Origin of the sequence: Mesorhizobium sp. M1169 (assembly GCF_040318345.1) — a bacterium.
Classification (GTDB): domain Bacteria; phylum Pseudomonadota; class Alphaproteobacteria; order Rhizobiales; family Rhizobiaceae; genus Mesorhizobium.
Genome location: NZ_JAMYME010000039.1, coordinates 1 through 22506 on the forward strand (window position 1 = coordinate 1; position 22506 = coordinate 22506).

A 22506-nucleotide genomic window follows, 5' to 3' on the forward strand; every position below is an offset into this window, starting at 1 on the left:
TCTTCATGCGAAAGCCGATCATGTCCGCCAGGCTGTGGACGACCTGGTCCGGGCAGCGCGGATCGTCGATGCAACGCGCCAGACGCTCGGCCACCCGCAACCGCTTTTCCACCTCGGCCAAGGCCAGAACGCCGCTGTTGGACGACAGCATGCCGCCGTCGAAACGGGCGACGACGGACTTGCCGCCGACTGATGACAAACCGCTCAGCGGCAGCGCAAGATCGTTCATGGTGGGTGTGGTCTCCGGGAAATGGTTCGGATCGGCTTAAGCAACCAAATCCTACGTCATTTCAACGGCTTGCGCCACATCCACCAACCCCCATGAATTTGGTTAGGTTGATGCGGCGTGCCGCCGCCGTGAGGCCGCGCTCGCTCAGCAGCGCGTCGAGAACGACGAGAAGATTCAGATCGAGCCCTTTGAAACGCATCTCTTAGCTATCCATAGCGTGGATGCATTTGATTGAAACAAACGATTTTACCAATTTTCCGGAATGTCGCATGGACTTGGCAGGACCTCACGTGCGCCGATCACTGCCTCTATCGCGTGGCGAGTCCCTTGAGAAGAGCCCGAAAGAGGAAATCTGTCGCGTGCGGTGGAGATTGTACTGGGAATGAGAAGCAGCGCTCCGATCATGTCGAACTCTCCGACGAATGGCGGACCGGTACAATAGTTGATCGCAACTGGTCCGGAGCTATGAAACATCTCGATTACATATGAGGTGCCGAGTGAATACGCTGACAGCACCCACCGTCGCAGCGTTTAGCTGACGTTTGACGACGGTTCCTATCCATTTACACGCAGATTCTTGATGTGCTGGCGCAAAAGCGGGAGGCCGGCGACTTTTCTTCGTCATCGGGCTGACGCCGCAGAAGCCGGAACTCGTCCGGTTCCTATGGGCATTGGGCTTGGTCGGTCGCACAGGCTCTATGAGGGGCAATTTTGGCAACGCGACGCGACTCGGGTTTTGAACGACGCCGAAAACGCAAGCTGGAAAGGAACAAGATGGCAGATCAACTCGCCAACGAAATAATCGCCATTATCAAGAAGCGCGCCGCGTCGGAGGGCGGCATAGCGCCTGCCACAGGCGGCGAGATAACGGCTGCCACGGGACTGACTTCGCTCGGTATCGATTCACTGGGATTGGCGGACGTTCTCTGGGACCTGGAGCAGGCCTACGGCATCCAGATCGAGATGAATACGGCCGAGGCATGGTCGGATCTCCAGAATGTTGGGGACATGGTGGAAGCCGTGCGCAGCTTGCTCGCTAAGGGGGTGTGAATGGACAGGCGCGTCGTGATTACTGGGATTGGCGGTATTTGCGGGCTTGGGACCAACGCCGCCGCCATTTGGACAGAGATGCGAGAAGGCCGCTCCGCCATCGGCCCAATCGTCAACTCCGAGCTCCATGAATTGAGGGTCAGGATCGGTGCCGAGATCAAGGCGCTGCCGGAGCATGACATCGACGGCAAGCAACTCATCTCCATGGACCGCTTCAGCCTGCTCGCTGTGCTTGCGGCGCGCGAAGCCATGCGTCAGGCCGGACTTTCCTCCAAAGAGGGAAATAGCTATCGCTTCGGTGCGACGGTGGGCGTTGGCGGCTGCGGGTGGGATGCGATCGAGCAAACCTACCGCGCCATCCTTCTGGGCGGTAAGCGTGCCGCTCTCTTGACTGTACCCAAGGCGATGCCGGGTGCCGCTGCCGGCCAGGTCAGCATGAGTCTCGGCCTGCGCGGGCCGGTCTTCGGCGTCACGTCCGCCTGTTCCTCGGCAAACCATGCGATTGCCTGCGCGGTGGACCAGATCAGGCTCGGCCGGGCCGACGTGATGCTTGCCGGCGGCAGCGAAGCGCCGCTCATATGGGGTGTGCTGAAGGCATGGGAAGCGATCCGCGTGCTTTCGCCCGATACTTGCCGGCCATTCTCGGCCGATCGCCAGGGCCTGTCGCTTGGTGAAGGCGCCGGCATGGCGGTGCTGGAAAGCTACGAGCATGCCCTGGCTCGGGGCGCCACCATCCTTGCCGAAATTGCCGGTGCCGGCCTTTCCGCCGATGCGTCCGACATCGTCGCGCCGACTGTCGAGGGGCCGGAGGCAGCAATGCGGGCCTGCCTTGCCGATGCCAGGCTGGACGCCGAGGATGTCGACTATCTCAACGCGCACGGCACCGGCACCAAGGCCAACGACCAGATCGAGACGGCGGCGATCAAGCGCGTCTTCGGTCAGCACGCCTTCTCAATGTCCATTTCTTCTACCAAGTCCATGCACGCGCATTGCCTCGGCGCGTCCGGCGCGCTCGAGTTGATCGCCTGCGTGATGGCTATCCGCGAGAGCGTCGTGCCGCCGACTGCCAATTATCGTGAGCTGGACCCCGATTGCGATCTCGACGTCACGCCCAATGTGGCACGCGAGCGCAAGGTGCGCGTGGCACTGAGCAACTCCTTCGCCTTTGGCGGCACGAACGCGGTTCTGGCGTTCAGGCAGGTGTAGAAGCCATGAGAGATGCCTCCGGCAACATTATCTCTCGCATCCAGATGCTTGCCGGATAACTATTGTGAAGGGCGGGTCATTGACCGCCTCGGCGAATGCGGGAAGTGGCAGCGGAAGCTCGACGATCCGGGGGTATCGTCTTTGCGAAATTCTTAACTGTTGAAGCGGCTTGGACGTACCGCCGCCCCGTAAAAGGTAAGCGAGGCCCTGCGGGCTCGGCTTGAGGGTCTGAAGCTGTACACGACAATGTCTGGAAGCCGCAGGGTCGGCTCTGCGCCCGTTATAGTCGCCTGAGTGCTGCCGGCCCGGCCGCGCCGCGGGCGCCGTCAACGAACTCCTTGAACCTGCGGACCTTGCCTGTCTTGGCCGACGCTTCGAAGCGCGCCGTCGTGCTGGCCTCCAGATCCGCGACATGCTTGCGCAGGGTCGTGGTGGGCGCGAGGCCAAAGATGAAGTCGACGTCGTTGGCGCGGCACCAGTCGATGACCTGCGGGTTGCAATAATGGCTATCGCCGCGGAGCAGGATTCGAATGTTCGGCCAGTTGATCCGGATCGCCCGCACCAGACGGCGCAGGTGGGGGCGGATCTCAGCCCCACTCGGCTGCTTGGCCGGTCGCAGGATCGCGCTGACGAACCGTCCCGCACCATCGAACACGACGATCGGCTGGAAGCCGTACTCGTCATGGTGGGCATTGAACAGGCGAAGCTGTTGGCCTCCGTGCACAGCGTCGAAGGTGTCGTCAATGTCGAGTACGATCCGCTTCGGCACCTGCCGGAACGAGGCGCAATAGAGATCGACCATCGCCCGTCCCATCGCGACCAGCGAGCGCACATCGGGTAGGTTCTCCAGCCGACACATCGTCGATTGCGACGCCAGATCCCGACCCGAAGGGGGCGCATCCTGGGCCATCTTGAAGACCGGGTCGGAACGCAGCCGGTTGGCGTCGTTGCCATCCTCGTAACCGGCGGCGATCATCTTCATGCGGAAGCCGATCATATCTGCAAAGTTGTGGATGACCTGGTCCGGGCTGCGTGGATCATCGATGCAGCGCGCCAGACGGTCGGCCACCCGCAGTCGTTTCTCCACCTCTGCTAGAGCCAGAACGCCACTGTCCGACGACAGCATGCCGCCGTCGAAACGGGCGACGACGGACTTGCCGCCGACTGATGACAAACCGCTCAGCGGCAGCGCAAGATCGTTCATGGTGGGTGTGGTCTCCGGGAAATGGTTCGGATCGGCTTAAGCAACCAAATCCTACGTCATTTTAACGATCAGATCCCGAGCAGCCAGCCAGTATTCGACCGTCGCTGGCGCCTCGCGCCCACTGAGGCCTTGTGCTTCCTCCAGCGAGTCAAGCCGATCACCATGCGTGTCGCCAGTTCTGGTGCTCACCCACGTGCCATTTGCGATCTTGTGTCGGTGAGAGCACCGCAAGCACCTCCCCTGCTAGAGGGCAAGGCGGGTTGCGTCGCCCGTGTTGTTACTATTCTTCGCTGTGGTCGGAGTTTTTTCCTTAGCTTCGGAATCGGGACATTCGACTTTGCAAAAAAATAGGCCATCGTGGTCGATCGTCACGCCCCCGAGTTCGGCGGCACGATGGGACGACAACGGCAGCGCAAGCTCCATTTGCGCGAGGGGCTCGTCCCTTCAACTACTTGATGCATTTGCGTTTTGCGTACCTCCGTGCATGTTGCTCGATCCCAGGCGGAGACCTCTGTCTAAAAGATCGCGCATCGATGCAACGCCCACGCGTAGATCGCCATCATCGCGGCGATCGCTTTGCCGGGATCGCCGCAGCCGTTTTCGAGCACGACAATCATGCCAGCGGTGTCGGCAGCGATGCGCATGCAAAAATTCACAGATGCATTCTAGCCAAAATGCTAGCTGCCCAGCAAATGTCCGGCATTTCGCAAGGCCCCTAGGAAGAGACTGGCATGGCCGTTGGCATCGATCTTGGCCTGCATCGACAGGGGCATGTTGTGCCAGTTCTCCAAGGGCGCAGTGAAATGTGAGAATGTACCGTTGACGATGCAATGGTGGGTAACAAGGCCCTGTCTGTCCAACGCCAGCACGCCGATCTGGTCGCCCTGATATCGGATGGCTGCGACCCGCTGGACCTCCGCGTCACCGTCGACCCGCACGTCGAAAAGCAGGATGCCGCGGCTCCTGGTGGCTACCTCGGCGGCCTTTTCAGCGAAGCTTAAGGAGAGCGACCGGACGCTTTCGACCGCCAGCTGTAAAACCATCAAATCCAGTTCATCCACTGCCATAAGGTACCTGCGCGCAACACATGGGTGATAGCAATCGACCACACTGCTTGTTCACAGATGTCGGCTCACGACCGATCATTCAGGGTTTGCCGGTCGTCCATTGACCGAGGGCGTGCTCCGGTTCGAACCGATCCTGAAGCGGAATGCGCTGGATCTACGGAACCCGAGGAGCAGGCCAGCCAAAGTTGCCGCGACAATTGATGTCGTGATCATTCCAGGCATCTGCATCGGCGTCGCTGAACATCCCACTGGTAAGTCCGTTCTCTTGCGGCAAGCCCAACCTCGGGCCGTCTTGTACCTGAAACCCTCGCGGTGGCGTCCCTCGAAGCTCGGGACCGCCGGGCGCTTGATCGTCGAGAACTTTGTTTACGAAGGTCCGGACCTCCTGCAGAGCATATTCTGGTGCGCTCGCCTTTGAGCATTCCGCTGAAGCGTGACGTTCCGCTAGTCCGTGTTCCTTGCAGACTCACCGCGAGGGCGCCTTGCACACAGCGGCACGTCAGCGCATGAAACTCGTCCCCCGTTCACTTCACAAAATGGATTTCCTGAAGTACTGGGAGCGCAGAGAAATCTCCGGTCGCAGCCTACCCGGTTAAAACAAGGACCCAATGATGAAGACTCTCGTCGTCTGCTCCGGCGGATTGGACTCGGTTACCCTTGCTCACAAGGTGGCAGCGGAGCACGAACTCGCCGGCCTCCTATCTTTCGATTACGGCCAACGTCATAGGAAGGAATTGGGCTTCGCCGCCCTTTGCGCGGAGCGACTGAGCGTCCCGCACCGCATCATCGACATCCACGAGATCGGCGGCGGCCTTTCCGGCTCCGCGCTGACCGATAATGTGGACGTGCCCGACGGGCACTACGCCGAAGACACGATGAAGGTCACGGTGGTGCCGAACCGCAACGCCATCATGTTGGCCATTGCCTTCGGCTTCGCCGCAGCGCACGACGCTGACGCGGTGGCGACGGCCGTGCATGGTGGGGATCATTTCATTTATCCCGACTGCCGTCCGGCCTTCATCGACGCTTTCCAGATGATGCAGGACCACGCGCTCGACGGCTACGCGAAAATTCGCATTTATGCACCCTATGTGAATCTCACGAAGGCGGACATTGTTAGGAATGGAGCAGCATACGGCACGCCATTTGCGCAGACCTGGTCCTGCTACAAGGGCGCCGAGCGTCACTGCGGGAGGTGCGGGACCTGCGTCGAGCGGCGCGAGGCGTTTCATCTCTCTGGGCAGCCGGACCCCACCGACTACGAGGACTCCGACTTCTGGCTCGATGCGCTACGAAGGAGGACCGCGTAATGTTCCGCATCACCAAGGAATTCCACTTCTCAGCCTCGCATCAGCTCACCTCGTTGCCACCCGATCACCAATGCGCGCGCCTGCACGGGCATAACTACATCGTTGAAGTGGAGCTTTCAGCGAATGGACTGAACGAGAACGGCTTCGTGCGCGACTATCACGATTTGGCGCCATTCAAACGCTACATCGACGAGAGCTTCGACCACCGACATCTCAACGACGTGCTGGGACATGAGCAAGTCACGGCGGAATATCTGGCCAGACATTTTTATGAATGGTGCAAGGCACGCCTGCCCGAAACCTCGGCCGTGCGGGTGAGCGAAACGCCGAAAACCTGGGCGGAATACCGGCCATGACCGATACGCATCCCGCAATCCGCGTGAGTGAGATTTTCGGGCCGACGATCCAGGGCGAGGGCGTGCTCGTCGGTTTGCCGACGGTCTTCGTCAGAACCGGCGGGTGTGACTATCGCTGTTCCTGGTGCGACAGCCTGCATGCGGTGGACAATCAATTCCGCCATGAATGGGAGATGATGTCCATTGGCGCGGTGTGGCAAAACGTGCTTGCGCTTTCCGGTGGCCGCCCGCTGATGGTATCGCTGTCAGGCGGCAATCCGGCCATCCAGCCGCTCGGCGCGCTCATCGAGCGAGGCCATGGTGAAGGTTACCGTTTTGCGCTGGAAACCCAAGGTTCGGTGGCCAGGGACTGGTTTGCCGACCTTGACGTGCTAGTCCTCAGCCCAAAGCCGCCGTCAAGCCAAATGACGACCGATTGGGCCGCTTTCGAGGCGTGCCTCCAGGCGGCACAAGGCAGGCCGCAAGTCGTGCTCAAGCTCATTGTTTTCGACGAAAGTGACTACGCCTACGCGAAAGACGCCGCTGCGAGATTTCCGCGGCTTCCGATCTATCTGCAACCCGGCAATCACACGCCGCCACGCCCCGCAAATGAAGACGCGCCTGTCGACCTTGACGGAATATTGAAGCGCATGGAGTGGCTGGTTGATAGCGTGACCCGCGACAGGTGGTTCGAAGCCCGTGTGCTGCCGCAGCTGCACGTTATGCTCTGGGGTAACAAGAGAGCCGTCTAGCCTGGGCCCGCTTTTCACTGAAACTGCGCCGGCGGATATTCGGGTGGACGGGTTGTCCCACGCTTGACGGCGCTGCCGGGGTGCTTGCGGACTTTCTGCCACCGGCACCAAGAGCGTGGCCAGCCGCTTACGATTAGGATTGTTGCCGAGGCTCGGTTTCGACGGGCGTCGGCCTGGCGGGAACCAATCAAAGGTTAGCGCGAGCCACGGGTGGAATAGTATGGTGTTGCGATCCGGCGGCGCCTGCTGCAGCTGGCACGGTCCTTGCGGATTCTCGTTGCAAGGCCGAAGGGAGCTGTCGGCCGACAACCATGATCTGGCCAGGACGATTGTCGACTGCTTCCGATACAGAAAAGAGGCCGGACTCGACGTGGCGCTTCAGGGACTGCGAAATGGAATACGGCGCCGGAAGGCACGACCGGACGATATCGTCGCTATGCCAAGACGCGTCTGGTCCGCTCCGAATCCTGTCTTGCACGACGGTCGCCGGTCAACAGTGAAAAACGTAGCGCAATCGGTTCACGATCGACTGAGAACCATGACCGTTCCTCTGCGGTGCTCAGACTGCCGCTGAGTGCCTGGCCGTTCCAATTTCGAAATATTTGTCGAACTTTGCCGCGATGCTCCTGACAAAGGGCCGGCTTTCCGCAGGCACGACGAAGCGGTCACCATCAAGTTCAAGCAACCGCGCAGGATCTTGGAGGGCCGTGGAACTCGCCTTGAGGAGAAGTCTTTGGCCGGCTTCGCCAAAGCGCTCCACCAGCTCAATCGCCGAGAAGCCGAAGTCACACATCAATCGCTCGATGATCCAGCCGCGAGCGCGGTCGTCTTCGGAAAGCGCAATGCCGCGGACCGCAGCCAGCCCGCCGTCTTCGACCATGCGCCCATACTCGGCGGTCGAAGGCATGTTCTGTGCATAGCCCTGGCGAAACTGGCTGATGGACGATGGGCCGAGGCCGATCAAGGTCTCGTAGCGGTCCTCGGTGTAGCCTTGGAAGTTCCGGTGCAGTGTTCCGGCGCGGGCGGCAAGCGCGAGGGCATCGCCCGGCTTGGCGAAATGGTCGAGCCCGATTGCTTCGTATCCCTGGTCCATGATCGCCCGCGCCGCCAGTTGCGATTGGGCAAACCGCTCCGCCGGACCCGGCAGCCATGCCTCGTCGATCATCGTCTGATGTTTCTTGAACCACGGCACATGGGCGTAGCCAAAAAGCGCGATCCGATCCGGTTCCAGGGTCAGTGCCTGTGCAACCGTGGAGGCGACGCTCTCCCTGGTCTGATGCGGCAGCCCGTAGAGCAGATCGAGATTGACGGATTCGACGCCGCGCGAACGAACGCCATCAACAACCGTCTTGGTCTGCAGAAAGCTCTGCTCGCGGTTGATCGCTTTCTGCACCTTCGGGTCGAAATCCTGGACGCCGAGGCTCGCACGGGTCATGCCGATTTCGGCAAGTGCATCGAGGCGGGCATCGTCCATATCGTTGGGTTCGATCTCAACGCTGATCTTTGCACCGGGGAGAAAGGTGAAGCTGTTGCGCAGGACGGTTCCCAGCGCCACCAGATCCTCCGGTTTGAGCATCGTTGGCGAACCGCCGCCGAAATGGACGGCACGCACGCGGCCCTTGCCTGCGACAAGACTGGAGACGGTTGCGATCTCGGCATGCAGTGAGCGCAGATATGTGGTCACTGGTTCGTAGTGGCGTGTCTGCTTGGTGTGGCAAGCGCAGAACCAGCAAAGCTTGTCGCAATACGGGATGTGCAGATAGAGCGAGATCTCATCGCCATCGTTGAGCGCCTGCAGCCAGCCACGACAAATTGCAGCATCAATGCCTGTATGAAAATGCGGCGCTGTCGGATAACTGGTATAGCGCGGGACGTTCTCGCCAAGTCTGGCAGCTAGCTCCAGTCGCATGTCGTGGTCCACCGTGTTTGCGTCGCCGGAACTGTGGATGCTTGGATGAGCCTAAGCCCTGATTTCGATCAACGTTCAGCACGGACAAACTGCCGCAAGGATTTTTCTACCGTCGATTGCTATCCTGCCCGCACTGGACCGGTAGAGCGATCGAATGACATTACGGCAGGACATTCACAGTTCCGGCATTCCCGTTCTTTGCCTGTCTTGCGAGGCACGGCACCGCGGTGTCTGTGGTGCGCTCGAACCAGACCATTTGGCTCAGCTCGCCAAGACGTCGTCGCGGCACAATATCGAGCCGGGGGTCGAACTGATCGGCGACGCCGAGGCGGTCGACTGTTATTCAAACGTGCTTTCAGGCGTGGTGAAGCTCACGAAGAGCCTTTCGGACGGCCGCCAGCAGATCGTCGGTCTCCAGTTCGCGCCGGATTTTCTGGGACGGCCCTTCAAGATGAAAAGCGCGATCAATGCGGAAGCGGCAACAGCTGTCTCGCTATGCTCGTTTCCGAGAGCGGCCATCGAACGGTTGATGAAGGAATCACCGGAATTTGTGCATCGCCTGTTCAAGCAGGCGCTGAACGAACTCGACGAGGCACGCGAATGGATGGTGACTCTGGGGCGCAAGACCGCACCGGAGAAGGTGGCGAGCTTTCTCCTCATGATCGCCCGGAACATCGATTCCAGTGTTGACCCGGCGGCTAGGTCGGCGTGCTTCGAGCTGCCGATGACGCGTGCCGACATCTCTGATTTCCTTGGAATTACAAACGAGACCGTGAGCCGTCAGCTGACCAGCCTGAGAATGGACGGCGTGATTCGGATCGAGAACAACCGCCGTGTCACCGTGGACAGCATGAGCCGGCTGGAACGGCGCTGCGGCGGCCGAGGCGCAACCGCCCTTTGAATGACATCGAAGCTGCATGGCCTACGTCACTTATTTCGTTCGGGGCAGGGCATGCTCGCGTTGGGCTTAGAAGAAGCCGCATAGCGACAGCCCGCTCTCCATCCGATCGCCTGAGCCAGGTGTGTTTCGGCCAACTCGTCGGCGAAGCATCCATCCTCGAGGTGCTCGACGTGCAACCGGCTGTTCCAGGCAGGATTGCACTCGGCCGAAGTCAATACGCCTCATACGCAGGGGAAAATCGCCGTCTCCCCGAACCATGAATGTCACGAAGGCAGCGCAACGCTGGCGCTGGATGTCCCAAGGCATTGAAACGATCGACGTTCGGCAAGGCATCGGCCTACTTTCCAGCGTCACAGAAGGCGCGCTTCCCCACACGCCCGCGATCGCCTCCATACCCGGCCCGACCGGGGACGCGGGGCCTGTCCATAAGCGTGGCGGCCGGTGCTGCGCTTCCACATTCGATCGCCACAGTCTGATCGCACCGAACTCGATGCTGCTCGAAGCAAAATCGTGCGGCTCTGACATGGATCAGGGCGAGCAGGCCACGGCTGCGCAATAAGGCACTGCGGTTGGCGCCCGCCGGAATTGGAAATCGGGGCTTGCGATGAAATTCGGCACAGAGATCGTCCTTCTAAGCCTGTTTGCGTTTGCGGCCCTGATGGCTGCCGGCTTCGGCGTAGATGAACCTTTTCGCCGGCATATGTGGGTTTTGTTCTTCGCCGTGGCTGGCTTCACTGCGATTCTGTTGCGCAACACGGAGTTCAAGCCGGCAGTTCCGATCGACCCCGCCGCTTACATGGATGGGCCGATCCGCTACGGTGCCATCGCCACCGTATTCTGGGGCGTCGTCGGCATGCTGGTCGGCGTGGTCATCGCCCTGCAGCTCGCCTACCCCGATCTCAACATCCAGCCCTGGTTCAATTTCGGCCGACTGCGGCCTTTGCATACTTCCGGCGTGGTTTTTGCCTTCGGCGGCAATGCACTCATCTGCACGTCACTTTATGTCGTGCAGCGGACCTGTCGTGCCAGGCTGTTCGGCGGCGATCTCGCCTGGTTCGTGTTCTGGGGCTATCAGCTGTTCATCGTCATGGCGGCAACCGGCTACCTGCTCGGTATCACCGAGAGCCGCGAATACGCCGAGCCCGAATGGTATGTGGACCTGTGGCTGACCATTGTATGGGTCGCCTACCTCGCCCTGTTCCTCGGCACGATCCTGAAGCGCAGGGAACCGCACATCTACGTCGCCAACTGGTTCTATCTGTCCTTCATCGTGACGATCGCGATGTTGCATGTGATCAATAACCTATCGATGCCCGTGTCGTTCGTGGGTTCAAAGAGCTATTCAGCGTTTTCCGGTGTCCAGGATGCCTTGACGCAGTGGTGGTACGGCCACAATGCCGTCGGCTTCTTCCTCACCGCCGGCTTCCTCGGGATGATGTATTATTTCGTGCCCAAGCAGGCCAACCGACCGGTCTATTCCTACCGGCTGTCGATCATCCACTTCTGGGCTTTGATCTTTCTCTACATCTGGGCCGGTCCGCACCACCTCCACTACACCGCCCTGCCGGACTGGGCCCAGACGCTCGGCATGGTGTTCTCGATCATGCTGTGGATGCCGTCATGGGGCGGCATGATAAACGGCCTGATGACGCTCTCGGGCGCCTGGGACAAGCTGCGCACCGACCCGATCATCCGTATGATGGTCATGGCCATCGCCTTCTACGGAATGTCGACTTTCGAAGGCCCGATGATGTCAATCAAGGCCGTCAACTCGCTCTCGCACTACACCGACTGGACCATCGGTCACGTCCATTCGGGCGCGCTCGGATGGGTTGGCATGATCTCGTTCGGCGCGATTTATTTCATGGTCCCGAAATTATGGAACCGCGACCGGCTTTATTCGCTGCGGCTCGTCAACTGGCACTTCTGGCTGGCGACGCTTGGGATCGTCGTCTACGCCGCTGTCATGTGGGTGTCCGGCATCATGCAGGGCTTGATGTGGCGCGAATACAACGAGCAGGGCTTCCTGGTCTACTCCTTCGCCGAAACCGTCGCCGCCATGCATCCCTACTACATCATGCGTGCCATCGGCGGCGCGATGTATCTGTCGGGCGCCCTCATCATGGCCTGGAACATCGCCATGACCATCCTCGGCTACCGGCGCGAGGAGGATCCGATGCCGCGCTCCATCCCCGCCCTCCAGCCTGTGCGATCAGGAGCCAGAAAATGGGCTTGATGGACAGACACGCGGTCATCGAGAAGAACGCCACACTTCTTCTCCTCGGGTCCCTGCTGGTCGTAACAATCGGCGGTATCGTCGAGATCGCGCCGCTCTTCTATCTCGACAACACCATCGAGATGGTCGAAGGCATGCGGCCCTATTCGCCGCTCGAGCTTGCCGGGCGCAACATCTATGCGCGAGAGGGCTGTTACCTCTGCCACAGCCAGATGATAAGGCCGTTCCGCGACGAGGTCGAGCGCTACGGCCACTATAGCCTGGCGGCCGAGTCGATGTACGACCACCCGTTCCAATGGGGCTCGAAGCGCACCGGGCCGGATCTCGCCCGGGTCGGCGACCGCTACTCGAACGGATGGCACGTCCAGCATCTCACCGAGCCGCGTTCGGTGGTGCCGGAATCAATCATGCCGAGCTATGCCTTCCTGAAGGACATGCCAATCGAGGTGAAGGATTTCTCGACGCATCTGATCGCCAACAGCCGTGTCGGTGTGCCCTATTCAGACGACATGATCGCTCATGCCAATGCCGATCTCATGGCGCAAGCCGATGCGAATGCCGACACATCGGGCCTGGAGAGACGCTATCCGAAGGCCAAGCTTGGGGACTTCGACGGCGATCCGCAGCAGGTCACCGAAATGGATGCGCTGGTCGCCTATTTGCAGATGCTCGGCACGCTGGTCGATTTCAGGACCTATGACGAAGCCGCCGGTTACCGCTGAGGAGAATGGCGATGACCTACAATTTCATGCGGGAGTTTGCCGACAGCTGGGGCCTGCTTGCCATGGCGCTTTTCTTCCTCGGATGCGTTGCCTTTGCACTTCGTCCCGGCAGCCGCAGGCAAGCCGAGAGAGCCGCTCACATTCCTCTCAAGGACGACTGATCATGGGCAGCGAGCATATCGACGAGGTTTCGGGTATCTCGACGACCGGCCATGAGTGGGACGGCATCAAGGAACTCAACAACCCGCTTCCGCGCTGGTGGGTCATTACCTTCTACATCACCATTGTCTGGGCGATCGGATACACCATCGCCTATCCGGCATGGCCGATGCTGACTTCCGCGACCAGGGGTGTGCTGGGGTATTCGAGCCGCAAAGACGTCAAGAATGAACTGGCGGCGGCCGAAGTGGCCAAAGGCAAATATGTCGCTGCCATTCAGGCGAAGACCGTCTCCGAGATTACTGCCGACGATACGCTACGCGACTTCGCCGTCGCCGCAGGTGGCGCCGCGTTCAAGGTCAATTGCGTGCAGTGCCATGGCTCGGGCGCTCAAGGGTCCAAGGGGTTTCCCAACCTAAACGACGACGATTGGCTGTGGGGTGGCAACGCCGAACAGATCCAGCAGACGATTGCGCACGGCATCCGCTTCGCATCAGACCCGGATACGCGCCTGTCGGAAATGCCTGCTTTTGGGGACATCATCACGACGGATCAGATCAAGCAGGTCGGCGCCTATGTCGCAAGTCTCTCCGATCCTGTTCAGGACACAAGCCTGATCGAACCCGGCGCCAATATCTTCGCCGAGAATTGTGCCGCCTGTCATGGTGAGAATGCAAAGGGCAACAGGGAGCTCGGCGCACCCGACCTGACCGACGCGATCTGGCTATACGGGTCTGGCGAAACAGCCATCGCCGCGCAGGTCCGCGCCCCGAGGCATGGCGTCATGCCGGCCTGGATCGGGCGTCTCGGCGAGATCAAGGTCAAGGAACTCGCGGTCTATGTCCATTCGCTTGGCGGCGGAGAATAGGAACGCAAGCCTATTCTCGTCCTCCCCCCAACCGCCAAGCGACGAGGCCCGGCGCGAGCCGGGCCTCGGCATCATCCAGAAACCGATGGGTCGGGCTTCCGGCGAAATCGTCGCTGGTGACTGGAGCTTCTCGTGCTCGATAACACGCAAATAGAACGGCTCGAAGCCGATGCGGTCAACTCCGCCAAGACCCGTCAGCCGCTCTATGCCGGACGCAAGAAGATCTTCCCGAACCGGGCTTCTGGCAGTTTCCGCCGCTTCAAGTGGTCGGTGATGGCAATCACGCTGGGGATCTACTACCTGACCCCCTGGCTGCGGTGGGATCGCGGGCCATTTGCCCCTGACCAGGCCGTGCTGGTCGATCTTGCCAACCGCCGCTTCTACTTCTTCTTCATCGAGATATGGCCGCAGGAATTCTACTACGTCGCCGGCCTGCTGGTCATGGCCGGTGTCGGCCTTTTCCTGATCACATCCACCGTCGGCCGGGCCTGGTGCGGCTATACGTGCCCGCAGACCGTGTGGGTCGATCTGTTTCTGGTCGTCGAGCGAGCCATCGAGGGCGACCGCAACGCGCGCATCAAGCTCGATGCCGGTCCCTGGACTGCGCGCAAACTCGTGCTGCGAACATCGAAACACGCCATTTGGCTGGTCATAGGGGTGCTGACCGGCGGCGCCTGGATTTTCTATTTCGCCGATGCGCCGATGCTGCTTGGGGAACTCTTCACCGGCACCGCCGCCCCCGTCGCCTACATCACCGCCGCCGTGCTGACGGCGACGACCTATACGTTCGGCGGGCTGATGCGCGAGCAGGTCTGCACCTACATGTGCCCATGGCCGCGCATCCAGGCGGCCATGCTCGACGAGAATTCCCTCACCGTCACCTATAATGACTGGCGCGGCGAACCGCGCTCGCGTCACGCCAAGAGGGTCCTTGCCGCCGGGCAGCCCGTCGGCGACTGCGTCGACTGCAATGCCTGTGTCGCGGTGTGCCCGATGGGGATCGACATTCGTGATGGCCAGCAGCTTGAATGCATCACCTGCGCGCTCTGCATCGATACCTGTGACGGTATCATGGACAAGCTCGGCAGGGAGCGCGGACTGATTTCCTATGCGACGCTGGCCGACTACAACGCCAATGTGATGCTGGCGGCCCCGGGCGGCTCCGGTTCAGTCAACCCGTCACTGGTCAGGAGCGCTGACGGCCTGTTCTCCGACAAGGTGGCCCGTTTCCATATTCGCAAGATCTTTCGCCCGCGCACCTTCATCTACATGGGCGTCTGGTCGGCGGTCGGTCTCGCGCTGCTCTATTCGCTGCTGACCCGCGAACGGCTCGAATTGAATGTCCTGCACGATCGCAACCCGCAGTTCGTGACGCTGTCCGACGGTTCGATCCGCAACGGCTACACCGTCAAGCTGCTCAACATGATCCCCGAACCAAGAACGATCATTGTCACGATGCAGGGCCTGCATGGAGCCGAAATAAGCGTTGTCGGCATCGACCTGCCGGCGGATCGCTCCTTCGCCGTCCCGGTCGAACCCGACCGGCTGAAGATGCTCAAGGTTTTCGTGCGTCAGCCGGCAGATCAGGTTCGGGGTGCAGCGCAAAGCTTCAAGTTCCGGGTCGAAAACAAGGCAACGTTCGAGTCGGACGAATATACGGCCACTTTCAACGCACCGGAGAGCGCCAGATGAGCGACACCTCGCGACAATCCCGCGAATTCACCGGCAGGCATATGCTGTTCACCATCCTTGGCTTCTTCGGCGTGGTCATAGCGGTCAATCTGACGATGGCGACGCTCGCCAACACGAGCTGGACCGGCCTTGTCGTCGAAAACACCTATGTGGCGAGCCAGCAATTCAACAAAAAGGCCGAGCAAGGGCGCGCTCAGGCGGCCCTCGGCTGGACTGGCAAACTGACCATCGCAGGCGGTGAGGTCCGCTACAGCCTCACCGATGCTGTCGGCAAGCCGGTTGCCTTGCATGGCGTCAAGGTGCTGTTCCGTCATCCCGCCTACGAGGCCGAGGACAAATCCGTCACTCTTGAGGCTGCCTCCGGTCAGATATTCGCCGCGCACCACACGCCCAAGGATGGCCTCTGGATCGTCGAAATCGACGCCGATGCGAGCCTTGCGGAACCCTATCGCGACGTTCGCCGGATCATGATTTCCCACGGGGCGCTGCAATGAGCTGCTGCGCGCCAGGCGCCCAAATGGCATTGGACCTGGAAAAGGTCACACTGGTCCTGCCTTCTGGCCAGGAAATCAGACTGGCGAGCCGCTCGATTGGCGAAAATCTTCGCCAGACCGACCTCTCGGTGCCGGCTGTGCATTGTGCCGCCTGCATCCAGACGATCGAGACGGCGATCGGCAAGCTGGATCGCGTCGAAGGCGCTCGTGTCAATCTTTCAACGAAACGTGTTTCGGTCCGGTGGCGCGGCGACGAGGTTCCGCCATTCGTCGCCACACTTGGACGGCTGGGCTATGGCGCGCACCTGTTCGATCCCGAGGCTGACGGGAAGGACAGGACGCTCTCGGAACTGATCCGCGCCGTCGCGGTCGCCGGCTTTGCGGCGGGCAACATCATGCTGCTATCAGTCTCCGTCTGGTCCGGCGCGCAAGGCGCGACCCGCGACCTGTTCCATTGGGTCTCGGCCTTGATTGCCATTCCTGCGCTCGCTTTCGCCGGCGGCATCTATTTTCGCTCGGCCTGGAATGCGCTGCGCCACAGCCGCATGAACATGGACGTGCCGATCGCGGTCGGGGTATCGCTCGCTTACGCCATGAGCCTCTACGAGACGATCAACCATGGCGACCATGCTTATTTCGACGCGTCGGTGTCGCTGCTGTTCTTTCTGCTGATCGGCCGCACGCTGGATCACGTGATGCGGGAACGGGCACGGACGGCCGTAAACGGACTGGCTCGGCTGGCGGCGCGCGGCGCCATGGTGCTGCGCGAGGATGGTTCGCGCGACTACTTGCCGGTTGGCGAGATCGAACCAGGAATGGAGCTCTTGATTGCGGCTGGCGAGAGGGTGCCCATCGACGGCAGGATCATTGGCGGGGCATCGGATCTCGACTGTTCCCTGGTTTCCGGGGAAAGCACGCCCAGAACGGTGGGCCCGGGGGCGCAGGTCCAGGCCGGTACACTCAATCTCACCGGTCCGCTGACCATCGAGGCGACGGCCGCCGCGAAGGATTCATTCCTGGCCGAAATCGTTCGGCTGATGGAAGCGGCAGAGGGCGGCCGCGCCCGCCATCGCAGGATCGCCGATCGCGTCTCCGCGCTCTATGCCCCCGTGGTCCACCTCACCGCCTTTGCGACGTTCCTCGGCTGGATGGCGGCGACCGGCGACTGGCACCGGGCGATAACCATCGCCATCGCCGTTTTGATCATCACATGCCCGTGCGCGCTCGGTCTCGCCGTGCCGATCGTGCAGGTGGTCGCTGCGCGGCGGCTGTTTGAAAGCGGCGTCATGGTCAGGGACGGCTCCGCCATGGAGCGCCTGGCGGGGATCGACACGGCATTGTTCGACAAAACCGGCACGCTTACGCTCGGACTGCCCAGGCTGATCAATGCGCCGTCCATCGATCCGACGATGCTCGCCATGGCGGCCGAGATGGCAGCGCATTCCCGCCATCCCTTTTCGAAGGCAATCGCTGGCCATGCAGCCTTTGCCGGCCAGCCGAAACTCGCGTCCGTCAGCGAGCATCCGGGCTTCGGCATCGAAGCCATCGCCGAGGGCAGTACCTGGCGGCTGGGTCGCCGCGGATGGGCTGAGTGGAAAGCCCGGACCGGCGGCGAAGGCAAACAAGGCTATGGCGGAACCGTTCTGACGAAGGACGGGGTCATTGTCGCGACTTTCGATTTCGAGGATGAGCTGCGTGCCGATGCCAAGGCGGCCATCGAGCAACTGAACGGCGCCGGCGTGTCGGTGGAGATGCTGTCGGGCGACACAGAAGCTGCCTGCGGCGAGGTCGCGGAAGCACTGGGCGTCGAGCGCTTCCTTCCCGCGCTGCTTCCCTCCGGGAAGGTCGAACACATCGAAGCATTGACGCGAACTGGCCACAAGGTGCTGATGGTCGGTGATGGGCTCAACGACACGCCTGCATTGGGTGCCGCACACGTTTCGATCGCTCCGGCCACGGCGGCGGATATCGGTCGCAACGCCGCGGATTTCGTGTTCCTGCGTAAAAGTCTTCTGGCGGTCCCACTTGCTTTAGACATTTCGCGGAAGGCCGGACGGCTGATCCGGCAGAACATCGCCATCGCGATCGTTTACAATGGCATCGCCGTGCCGGTCGCCATTCTGGGGCACGTTACGCCACTGATCGCGGCGGTCGCGATGTCCGCCTCGTCCCTCCTGGTCATCGGCAATGCGCTACGCTTGCAAGGTTTCGTGTCAAATGCATCGGTGCAAGATGCCCGACATGACAGGCACTCCGACATTGGCGCACTGGCACAATCCTCATGACGACGCTCGCCTACCTCATACCTGTGGCCCTGTTCCTCGGAGCGCTTGGGCTGGCCGGGTTCCTGTGGGCCTTGAGGAGCGGCCAATATGAAGATCTCGATGGCGCCGCCGAGCGGATCCTGATCGACCGCGACGAGCCGCGCAGTTGACCCAGCCAGCCCTGCGACGTCTCGCTCGAATATTTTCCGCGGTTGCTTCGCGTCATGCCGATTTCGGCGCGCGACGGGTGCGAACGGATCAGCCAGAATACGTTGCCGAACTTTCGGCCAGGAAAGGGCCGCACCGAACGGGAAGCCGGCCATTCCATGATGACCTGACCAGACCATGGTGTGGCGGTCGACCAGTCGACCGTGAACCCGCCGTTGCCGCGTTTATCGAGCCTGGTTGATCCACATCAGGGTTATCTCTTCATAGGCATGGTTTCATTGAGCATTTTGAACGGAGAACGGATGTCTAACGGACGGTTAGGTCGCGTGGAGACGCTTGGGGAGATGAGCCGCAAACCGTGGATCGATTGCGATGCGTTCCAGTGCCCTTCGTCGCAGATAGCCGACGCAATGGCGGCACGCTGATGGCCGGCTCTGTCGATAGATTCGACGTTATTGTGGTCGGAGCCGGGCCGGTCGGACTTTCCTTCGCCGCGTCGCTTGCCCAGAGCCGACTCAAGGTGGCAGTGGTTGAACGGCAGTCGCTCGAAAGCCTGGCGAATCCGGCTTTCGACGGTCGCGAGATCGCGCTGACCCACGCATCGGTTGGAATCCTTCGCGAGCTCGGCGCCTGGGATGCCATCCCCGCTTCGGACAAATCACCGCTACAAGGCGCGCGCGTGCTCAACGGATCGAGCCCTTTCGCCCTGAGCTTCGATTCTCCCAGCGGATCTGGGGAACCACTCGGAATTCTGGTCCCAAATTGTCGGATCCGCGACGCCCTGTTCAAGCTTGTCCACTTCCAGGACCATGCCCAGCTGCTGTGCGGCCGCTCGGTCGTCAATGCAACAACCAGCCACAAAGAAGCAGTCATAACGCTCTCTGATGGCAGGCAATTGGCCGCTCGGCTGCTCGTTGCAGCGGATTCGCGTTTGTCCGCGACGCGCGACCTGCTCGGCATTGGCGCCGACATCAATCGGCTTGGCAACTCCATGCTGATTTGCCGAGTGAGGCACGAGCGCGCCCATCACCAGATCGCGGTCGAATGGTTCGATCACCATCAGACGATAGCGATGTTGCCGCTCATGGAAGGCGTGTCGTCGCTGCTTCTCACGTTGCGCTCAAGCGAGGCCGACAGACTGCTTGCTCTCGACGACGATTTGTTCCTCATGGAATCGACGAGCCGGTGTCGAGGACGCTTCGGAGAGATGACCTTGGCAAGCACCCGCCATGCCTATCCGCTGGTCACGACCTGGGCGCACAAGTTCTGGGCTCCGAGTGCGGCACTGATCGGCGATGCTGCCCTCGGCATGCACCCGGTGACCGCGCATGGCTTCAACATCGGCCTCAGTGGCCAGAAGCAACTCGCCGACAGAATCCTGCCGGCATGTCGCGAGCGCCGCGACATTGCTGATCCCGACATGCTCGGCAGATACGAAAGCCGGCTGCGTCTGTCGGCGGCACCGCTCTATCATGCTACGAATGCACTTGTCGCTCTCTACTCAGGCGAGCACCCGGCGGCACGGCTTGCAAGACATGCAGGGCTTCGCTTTGCCCAATATCTTCCCTTTATCCGCCATGGCATTTCGGCCATGCTCAGGCGATGAATCGCAGGCAGCGCTGCCGCTCTGGAACGCTATCTCGGCCCGGCTTCCTTTTGTCTCGCCGGGCGCGTTTGATGCCGTTGGCAGGGCTGCTTCCATGGTGACGTTGCCGATCCTGGGATGATTCGGATCAAGGCACGCGTGCGGGCAAGAGCTCGATGGTCAGACGGCAAGGCCAAGAGCAGACGTGCGACCCGAAGACATCGTGAGCGCACTGGTTACCCCCGCTGGATAGTTAACCCATCCTTCAGTGGGCTTGCGTAAGCTTGTCCTCGCGAACAACGATGGGAGCAAGCTGGTCCGTCCATGGCCCCGAAGAAAGAAGACACGCTGGAGGCCAAAATCCGTCAGGATCAGCTTGCTGACCTGAGGACCGGTCGCGAACCCGCGCTAGCAAGGCCGCGTCCGACCACGGCGCCTGTCCCACGAAATGCAGCAGAGACTGATGCTTGGCCGACACCCGCGACGGCGCCGTGACGGCCGCCTACGGCTCCACGCTCTTGCGCTCTATCGGCATCAGAAGTCCGAGGCAATAATCGTTCAGCGGCTCAGCTCGGTCGGCGTGGCCGATCACCCCGATCAAAGCATCGACATAGGCGTCGAACGCGGCTTCACTCTCGGCTGTCCAGTCGGTCATGGCGGGGCGCTTCCCTGATCCACCAAGCAGCACCCTAACAATCCACGACCAGCGCGAATCCCCCCGCAGCCCCGACTTTCTGATTCAGTAAGTCTAGCAGGCTGTTGAAGAAGTCTGACGTATTGCCTTGAGGATGGCCTCGTCGCCGTTGTGGTAGGCGAATGTGATCTCGATCGAGCCGTCGTCGAGCAATTCGGCACAGCCATCGCCTGTGACTTCATCCATCTCGTCACACCCGGCCCATGTGAAGTGAACTATTGAGGGGCTGCAGCTCAGTTCGAGACCGGCTTGCAGGGCGCCAAAGGCGATCTCGCCGTTGTTGTCGGGTCCGATGGCGATGGTTGCGGGTCCACCGAGGTTCAGGTAACCGCGATCCCACAGATCGGCTTCGATGATCCGCCAGCGGCCGATCAGTTGGCAGCCTGCGGGCACGGTCATTTCGACGCCGCCAAGAGCTTGGGCAGCCGCACCAGATTGTAGGCCGCGGCCGCGAAGGTGAAGGCCCACCCAACGCGGTCGCGGCCGCGCAATTTGGTCTTCTCCTGCCCAGCGACGGTTTTGATCCAGCCGAACGCCTCTTCGATGCGCTTTCTGATGCGCTGGCTGACGGCATAGCCACCGTGGCGCGTGGTGCGGCGATCGATCGCCGAACGACGGCCGTTCGTGTTCTGCGCTACGTGGGGTGTCACCTTCATCGAGCGCAACTCGTTGACGAAGTCCTCTGCGTCATAGGCCTTGTCGGCACCGAGCGTGATCGCCCGCGGCCGGTCGGCACGAGGTTCGATCATGTGCAGGGCTGCCACCCGCTCGGCATGTCCGTCGGCCAGCGTCAGACAGGCTTCCACCAGCAGGCCGTGGCGGTTCTCCATTAACCCATGTCCCATGAAGCACAACTTGGCCTCCTTGCCCCGCCGTTTGCGGTAGAGCCTGGCGTCGGGGTCGGTAGTCGAGGTGTGCGTCTCGTTCGATCGCCTCTCGCCGTGGAAGTCCGCTTCCGCATTGCGTCCGCCGCCGTCTGCCGGCGGTTCGCCATGACCGCCGCTTGGGCCGCCCTTTGGCTTGACGCTCTTCATCGAAGCCGAGGCCTCGATCAGCGTGCCGTCGACCGAGAAGTGATCCGTGGACAGGAGCTTCTTGACTTTGGGTTGCGCCAGCACGGCCGCCAGGAACTTCGCCGCGATATCGCCCTCCAGCAGCCGGTCACGGTTTTTGGAGAACACCGAATGATCCCAGGCTGCGTCGTCGACGCCGATGCCGACGAACCAGCGGAACAGGAGGTCGTATTCCAACCGCTCCATCAAAAGCCGCTCCGAGCGGATCGAATAGAACGCCTGCAAAAGCATCGCCCGCAGCAGCTTCTCCGGCGGGATAGATGGCCGTCCGATCGGCGAATATAGCGCCGCGAACTCACGCTCCAGCCTCGACAGGGCTTCAGTCACGATCGTCCTGATCGCCCGCAATGGATGATTGCGCCGAACCCGGACCTCAAGGTCCACGTAGCTGAAAAGTTCGCCAGTTCGATCGTCGCCGCCGCGCACTCGTCACCTCCGAATCCCTTCGGAGCCAGTGAGTCATCGCTGCGGTCCGGTGGCGAGGGCCTTTTTCAACAGCCTGCTAGCTCAAATCAAGTCACCAACGTATCTCATTTCACAATGCTCGGACCGCACGGTGCCAACAGTATTATCGAGATGCGGATAGCT

The 22506-nt window shown here is 61.2% G+C and carries 21 protein-coding genes and 4 pseudogenes; 15 read left to right on the forward strand and 10 right to left on the reverse strand.

Annotated elements, in window-relative coordinates:
- Positions 1-229, reverse strand: a 229-nt coding sequence (locus NKH41_RS27285) for a transposase (RefSeq protein WP_352638434.1), incomplete at its 3' end; no start/stop codon positions are given.
- A gap of 97 nt (positions 230-326) precedes the next feature.
- Positions 327-428, reverse strand: a pseudogene (locus NKH41_RS27290) (LysR family transcriptional regulator); the annotation flags it as partial.
- Between the two features lie 575 nt (positions 429-1003).
- On the opposite strand from NKH41_RS27290, the gene NKH41_RS27295 reads away from it, so the two are divergent.
- Both NKH41_RS27295 and NKH41_RS27300 read left to right on the forward strand, forming a co-directional pair.
- Entirely contained in the window at positions 1004-1279 is a 276-nt protein-coding gene (locus NKH41_RS27295; RefSeq protein WP_352458906.1) for an acyl carrier protein, read from the forward strand.
- Positions 1280-2485 (forward strand): beta-ketoacyl-[acyl-carrier-protein] synthase family protein, encoded by a 1206-nt coding sequence (locus NKH41_RS27300; protein WP_352453892.1) that lies wholly within the window; start codon positions 1280-1282, stop codon positions 2483-2485.
- Here NKH41_RS27300 and NKH41_RS27305 read toward each other — a convergent pair.
- The 4 genes and pseudogenes from NKH41_RS27305 to NKH41_RS27320 form a co-directional block, all read right to left on the reverse strand.
- Positions 2472-2636, reverse strand: a pseudogene (locus NKH41_RS27305) (LysR family transcriptional regulator); the annotation flags it as partial. The gene NKH41_RS27300 and the pseudogene NKH41_RS27305 sit on opposite strands and share 14 nt — an antisense overlap.
- Before the next feature lie 168 nt (positions 2637-2804).
- Positions 2805-3689 (reverse strand): annotated as a pseudogene (locus tag NKH41_RS27310) (IS1380 family transposase); the annotation flags it as partial.
- Positions 3690-4204: 515 nt separating this feature from the next.
- The gene (locus tag NKH41_RS27315) at positions 4205-4333 is read right to left on the reverse strand and encodes a hypothetical protein (protein WP_352618367.1); all 129 of its coding nucleotides are present in this window, start codon (positions 4331-4333) and stop codon (positions 4205-4207) included.
- Positions 4334-4366: 33 nt separating this feature from the next.
- The gene (locus tag NKH41_RS27320) at positions 4367-4756 is read right to left on the reverse strand and encodes a hypothetical protein (RefSeq protein WP_352618370.1); all 390 of its coding nucleotides are present in this window, start codon (positions 4754-4756) and stop codon (positions 4367-4369) included.
- Positions 4757-5367: 611 nt separating this feature from the next.
- On the opposite strand from NKH41_RS27320, the gene queC reads away from it, so the two are divergent.
- Genes queC through queE form a run of 3 tightly spaced genes read left to right on the forward strand, consistent with a single transcriptional unit; the run spans position 5368 to position 7153 of the window.
- The gene (queC, locus tag NKH41_RS27325) at positions 5368-6066 is read left to right on the forward strand and encodes a 7-cyano-7-deazaguanine synthase QueC (RefSeq protein WP_023679622.1); all 699 of its coding nucleotides are present in this window, start codon (positions 5368-5370) and stop codon (positions 6064-6066) included.
- The gene (queD, locus tag NKH41_RS27330) at positions 6066-6422 is read left to right on the forward strand and encodes a 6-carboxytetrahydropterin synthase QueD (protein ID WP_023679623.1); all 357 of its coding nucleotides are present in this window, start codon (positions 6066-6068) and stop codon (positions 6420-6422) included. Before queC ends, queD begins: the two co-directional genes overlap by 1 nt.
- Positions 6419-7153 (forward strand): 7-carboxy-7-deazaguanine synthase QueE, encoded by a 735-nt coding sequence (gene queE, locus NKH41_RS27335; protein WP_352474110.1) that lies wholly within the window; start codon positions 6419-6421, stop codon positions 7151-7153. Before queD ends, queE begins: the two co-directional genes overlap by 4 nt.
- 559 nt (positions 7154-7712) lie before the next feature.
- Here the strand turns inward: queE and hemN are convergent.
- Entirely contained in the window at positions 7713-9062 is a 1350-nt protein-coding gene (hemN, locus tag NKH41_RS27340) for an oxygen-independent coproporphyrinogen III oxidase (RefSeq protein ID WP_352934749.1), read from the reverse strand.
- Positions 9063-9216: 154 nt separating this feature from the next.
- On the opposite strand from hemN, the gene NKH41_RS27345 reads away from it, so the two are divergent.
- The 10 genes from NKH41_RS27345 (at position 9217) to ubiM (ending at position 20172) form a co-directional block, all read left to right on the forward strand.
- Complete coding sequence (locus NKH41_RS27345) at positions 9217-9963, forward strand: Crp/Fnr family transcriptional regulator (protein WP_352453609.1); 747 nt, start codon at positions 9217-9219, stop codon at positions 9961-9963.
- Between the two features lie 604 nt (positions 9964-10567).
- Positions 10568-12199 carry a cytochrome-c oxidase, cbb3-type subunit I gene (ccoN, locus tag NKH41_RS27350; RefSeq protein ID WP_352772274.1) on the forward strand — a complete coding sequence of 544 codons (1632 nt, stop codon included), beginning with the start codon at positions 10568-10570 and terminating at the stop codon, positions 12197-12199.
- Positions 12190-12921, forward strand: coding sequence for a cytochrome-c oxidase, cbb3-type subunit II (gene ccoO, locus NKH41_RS27355; RefSeq protein WP_352772277.1), 732 nt, complete (start codon positions 12190-12192; stop codon positions 12919-12921). The genes ccoN and ccoO overlap by 10 nt, the downstream gene beginning before the upstream one ends.
- An 11-nt stretch (positions 12922-12932) precedes the next feature.
- Positions 12933-13082 (forward strand): cbb3-type cytochrome c oxidase subunit 3, encoded by a 150-nt coding sequence (locus NKH41_RS27360; protein WP_023679629.1) that lies wholly within the window; start codon positions 12933-12935, stop codon positions 13080-13082.
- A gap of 2 nt (positions 13083-13084) precedes the next feature.
- The gene (gene ccoP / locus NKH41_RS27365) at positions 13085-13948 is read left to right on the forward strand and encodes a cytochrome-c oxidase, cbb3-type subunit III (RefSeq protein WP_352934754.1); all 864 of its coding nucleotides are present in this window, start codon (positions 13085-13087) and stop codon (positions 13946-13948) included.
- Positions 13949-14080: 132 nt separating this feature from the next.
- Positions 14081-15640, forward strand: a complete 1560-nt coding sequence (gene ccoG / locus NKH41_RS27370) for a cytochrome c oxidase accessory protein CcoG (RefSeq protein ID WP_352934756.1) — start codon at positions 14081-14083, stop codon at positions 15638-15640.
- Positions 15637-16134 carry a FixH family protein gene (locus NKH41_RS27375; protein WP_352474118.1) on the forward strand — a complete coding sequence of 166 codons (498 nt, stop codon included), beginning with the start codon at positions 15637-15639 and terminating at the stop codon, positions 16132-16134. Before ccoG ends, NKH41_RS27375 begins: the two co-directional genes overlap by 4 nt.
- A complete protein-coding gene (locus NKH41_RS27380; protein ID WP_352934759.1) occupies positions 16131-18419 on the forward strand; it encodes a cation-translocating P-type ATPase in 2289 nt (762 codons plus the stop codon). The genes NKH41_RS27375 and NKH41_RS27380 overlap by 4 nt, the downstream gene beginning before the upstream one ends.
- Entirely contained in the window at positions 18416-18568 is a 153-nt protein-coding gene (gene ccoS / locus NKH41_RS27385; RefSeq protein ID WP_023679633.1) for a cbb3-type cytochrome oxidase assembly protein CcoS, read from the forward strand. The genes NKH41_RS27380 and ccoS overlap by 4 nt, the downstream gene beginning before the upstream one ends.
- A 422-nt stretch (positions 18569-18990) precedes the next feature.
- Positions 18991-20172 carry a 5-demethoxyubiquinol-8 5-hydroxylase UbiM gene (gene ubiM, locus NKH41_RS27390; RefSeq protein WP_352593372.1) on the forward strand — a complete coding sequence of 394 codons (1182 nt, stop codon included), beginning with the start codon at positions 18991-18993 and terminating at the stop codon, positions 20170-20172.
- Between the two features lie 376 nt (positions 20173-20548).
- Here the strand turns inward: ubiM and NKH41_RS27395 are convergent.
- The 3 genes and pseudogenes from NKH41_RS27395 to NKH41_RS27405 all read right to left on the reverse strand — a co-directional run.
- Positions 20549-20806: pseudogene (locus NKH41_RS27395) on the reverse strand (transposase); the annotation flags it as partial.
- Between the two features lie 93 nt (positions 20807-20899).
- Complete coding sequence (locus NKH41_RS27400; protein WP_352934762.1) at positions 20900-21244, reverse strand: hypothetical protein; 345 nt, start codon at positions 21242-21244, stop codon at positions 20900-20902.
- The gene (locus tag NKH41_RS27405; protein WP_352934765.1) at positions 21241-22344 is read right to left on the reverse strand and encodes an IS5 family transposase; all 1104 of its coding nucleotides are present in this window, start codon (positions 22342-22344) and stop codon (positions 21241-21243) included. Before NKH41_RS27405 ends, NKH41_RS27400 begins: the two co-directional genes overlap by 4 nt.
- Positions 22345-22506 lie beyond the last annotated feature (162 nt).